The organism is Microcoleus sp. Z1_A1 (genome assembly GCF_036700305.1).
Classification (GTDB): Bacteria; Cyanobacteriota; Cyanobacteriia; order Cyanobacteriales; family Microcoleaceae; genus Microcoleus.
In genome coordinates this window covers 1-3793 of record NZ_JAUBOR010000095.1, presented here as the reverse complement: position 1 = coordinate 3793, position 3793 = coordinate 1, and the positions used below count along the sequence as shown (strand labels likewise).

The following is a 3793-nucleotide window of genomic DNA, read 5'->3' as shown; positions in this document are numbered from 1 at the left end:
TTCAACGTCACCGAAGAACAAGTGGAGAACCCTCAATACTGGATTGATTTATAAGAGATACCGACCGAAATTAAGTCCTCGCTCTTACAAAACAAACGTGTCACATTGTAATACCATTTCTAAAAAGTCTTGCTCAAATCTGCATCGTTGGGTTTATTTCACGAAATCAACCTACTGTTGCTACTGTTGCATGACTTTTAATAAATGGTATAATTCGGAGGTGTCTAATTCGGATATGTCTAATAATTCAGGTGTTAAATCCAGGCATTCCTGACACCTGAAAAGATGGCTAACGCCGTTTTTTGGGCTGCGTTTTATCCGAAGAACGACTTTCAAGCGTCTGGTTGGCTTGAAGAGAGTGCAAATTGTTACCGGGAAGCAAGCTGTAGACCACTTTGCGCTTGCGGAAAACCCTAGTACCATCTACAGGCATTCCCTTTTTCCAAGCGTCTGCAATCGCCTTTTTGTCGGCAGAAATTACGATTTTGGTTTCGACTCGGCGATAGGGTTCTGGCAGTTGAGATGGGTCAATCAAAACTTCACAGGTACGCGGATTTTCCTTAACAGTAATGCGGCGGTGTTTGCCAATAACTTCGGAAGTTAACACGCCGCACTCGTTGAAGTAGAGAACAGTTTTGTCTAAGCGCTCTCTCCACCCCTGGAGTTTGTTGAGAGCTTTTGAATGCAGTTCTATCAAATACTGCATTCGCGCTGTAATTCCTGCAATTTCGGCATCAATTTGGTCGGCTAAGTCGGCATGGGCATCAACAGCGAGTTCCTGGGTTTCTTGGGTTTGCCAAAGGGATTGCAGCAGTTGATCGATTTCTTCTGAGCTTTCTGCTGACTCTAGTTGATGCCAAAGTTGAGCCGCAGTTATTGAACTTTGAGCAAGCGTTGCTGTGGCTAAATTCATGCTTAGTATCCTCCGTTGATGCAGGTGTGATAATAATCGCGGCGTTCTTCGAGTTGAGTAAGCGCAGCCCTTGTTTCCGGGTCGGATTTAAGAGAGATTTGTTTGTCCTTTTGAATCCGGCTACCTGGTTGAGAATGAGTTAAATTTTGTGAGTTTGACTGGGTAATTTTTTGCATACAATTCAAAAAACTTTCTTAAAAATAGCGCGACCGCGCTCTTAAAAAAAGGAGTATTTAAAGTTATGAATTATCCTATAGTTTTTTACCCAAAAGTGGTAATGCAGTTCTGCCATCAATATCCTTTGCCAGAGGCAACTTCTAGTTGTGCCACCTCATCCCAACTTCAAGAAACTCAACAATTCGGGAAACCTGTTGTTTTGCTGACTCCGCCTCAACCACCTGTGGTGTTACCTGTCAAGTTGCTGTGGTTAATTTGGGTATTTTGGCTCTATGGTGCGATCGTACTTCCGCTATTAGCTATTTCTTGGGGTTGGCTGTGGTGGGAAATGCTGTTGGTAGTAGCTGCTTATTCATGTTTAATTGCGGCTGCTTATAGTTATGTGTTTGGTTGTCGCCAAAAGCTGCTATCCAGGTATAAGCAGCAAGTTCTTGAGTACAATCAACAAGATATGTTATCCCAACAAGAGATATTATCCCAACAAAAAAGCTTATCCCAACAAGAGACGTTATCCAACAAACAGCAGGAATTTTCTAGTTTTAAGCTAGGAAAAGAAGGGTTGCAGACAGTTTTTACAAGTGTAAAAATTGACTTACAGCACAGAAATCGAGCGCTCAAGGATTTGATGTCACTTCGGGTTAGTCCTAATGGCACATCTCAAGCTCGGCAAGGAGTGAGTGAACAACGCTTTTTGCAATACTTACAGCAATATTTCGAGGAAGTTGTCCAAGCAGCAGAGTTTAAAATTCCGTTATCTCAGAGGAGCTATTCAGCAGATTTTACTGTAATTCACACTCCATCTGGACTCGGAATTGATGTCGAGATTGATGAACCTTATGCTGGCAAATCTAAGAAGCCCACTCACTGCTGCGATGCTGACAGGGATATGCGCCGCAATCAATTATTCTTAGAGTGGAATTGGATTGTGGTTAGGTTTACTGAAAAGCAGGTGGTTCAGGCTCCTTTGAGCTGTTGCAAGTTCCTGGCGATTGCGATCGCCTTTGTAACGGGCGATCGCTCTTATTTAAAGCAACTGGAAACTGAACCCGATTTGCTAAGCGTCAAACCTTGGACAACAAGAGAGGCAAGGGCTATGGCTAAAAGCAACTATCGCCTTACTTATTTACCTGGATTTGGCGTCGGTTCTGCTTGCGATCGGCTTTCATCACAACCGTAACCGTTAAGCAGAAAGTTTTGATTAAACGCAGGCAATATTTGAGTCATTAACCGCGATAAATTGTTATAATTACTCAAATTAAAACTTAAATTTCCAGTCAAACAGGATAAATATAAGATGTTTTAAGTAAATTCGCGTACCAGCTTAGACCCAATCCTAATTTTCTTCTCTGCTTAATCATTAGGGTAATAACTGTATTTTTGAATTGTCTACCTAAACTCAGGATAAAATAACAGATTTTTCTGGTTTTTACAAGACAATTTTAGATGTTAACGCATTCATAGAAAGGGAGATAAAATAGATATGCTGTCATTTGAATCGGGGTTCATTGAAAGTCAACTGCTCAATCAAAGACTTCTGCAAACGATTCGCTTGGTTGGAGAGTACAAGGGCAAGCAGGAGTTATTCAAGCAACAAGCCCCGCAAGTTTTAAGCACTTTGCGCCAAGCTGCGGTTATTCAGAGCACCGAATCTTCTAACCGCATTGAAGGCATTACAGTGCCGCTAGAACGGATTAAAAAATTAGTAACAGAAAAAACAACGCCGCGCGATCGTTCAGAACAAGAAATTGCGGGTTATCGGGACGTGCTAACTACAATTCACACCAGTTATACCCACATTCCTTTTAGTACAGGTGTCATTTTACAACTGCACCGCGACCTTTACCAATTTGCTGTTAATACAGGCGGGCGCTGGAAAACAGTGGATAATGAAATTAGCGCCACTTATCCTGATGGGACTAAAGTGGTGAGGTTTCAACCTACTCCTGCTTATGCTACTCCTGCGGCAATGGAACGCCTGCAAGAACGGTTTAATCGCCTCTGGGAATCGGGCGAGATAGAACCTTTATTGCTGATTCCAACTTATATTTTAGATTTCTTGTGCATTCATCCATTTTTAGATGGAAACGGGCGGATGGCAAGGTTGCTGACTTTGTTGCTGCTATACAAAGCTGGTTATGAGGTGGGGCGATTTATTAGTTTAGAACGGATTGTGGAGAGAACTAAGGAGAGTTACTACGATACGCTTTACCAATCTTCCCAAGGATGGCATGAAGGGCAGCATAACTTATTACCTTGGTGGGAGTATTTCTTGGGAGTCATGCTGCTATCAGCTTATCGGGAGTTTGAGCAGCGGGTAGGGTATGTTACTTCTGCAAAAGGAACTAAAACGGCGATCGTATTGGATGCGATTAACAATTTGCCTCAAGAATTCTCGATTAGGGAATTGCAGGAACGGTGTCCAACAGTGGGAATTGATTTGATTCGCCGTCTCTTGCGCCGGGAAAGGGATGCGAGGCGTTTGGAATGTCGGGGACGAGGAGTTGAGGCGCATTGGCGAAAGCAATAGATACAGGAATTAGGCACAAGCAACTGGGTGTTGAGTTGAAGTACAAAACCTAACACCCAGTTGCAAAAATTATGCAGCCTGATGAAAGCGGTTAAGTGTTACAGCGGTTTTCGCTGTTATGAGGTACAATCAATAATAATGAAATATCATTATGTAATCAAAGCTAATGAAAGCAT

At 42.5% G+C, this 3793-nt stretch carries 3 protein-coding genes; 2 read left to right on the top strand and 1 reads right to left on the bottom strand.

All coding sequences use genetic code 11. The features are described from left to right. Window positions 1-289: 289 nt before the first annotated feature. Window positions 290-913: a siphovirus Gp157 family protein gene (locus tag QT973_RS26755; RefSeq protein WP_333392556.1), complete on the bottom strand. Its 624-nt coding sequence runs from the start codon at window positions 911-913 to the stop codon at window positions 290-292. 241 nt (window positions 914-1154) lie between these two features. Here QT973_RS26755 and QT973_RS26750 point away from each other — a divergent pair, with 241 nt between their 5' ends. Further along, window positions 1155-2267: a hypothetical protein gene (locus tag QT973_RS26750; protein ID WP_333392555.1), complete on the top strand. Its 1113-nt coding sequence runs from the start codon at window positions 1155-1157 to the stop codon at window positions 2265-2267. 303 nt (window positions 2268-2570) lie between these two features. Next, complete coding sequence (locus QT973_RS26745) at window positions 2571-3617, top strand: Fic family protein (RefSeq protein WP_333212520.1); 1047 nt, start codon at window positions 2571-2573, stop codon at window positions 3615-3617. The last annotated feature ends 176 nt before the right edge of the window (window positions 3618-3793 follow it).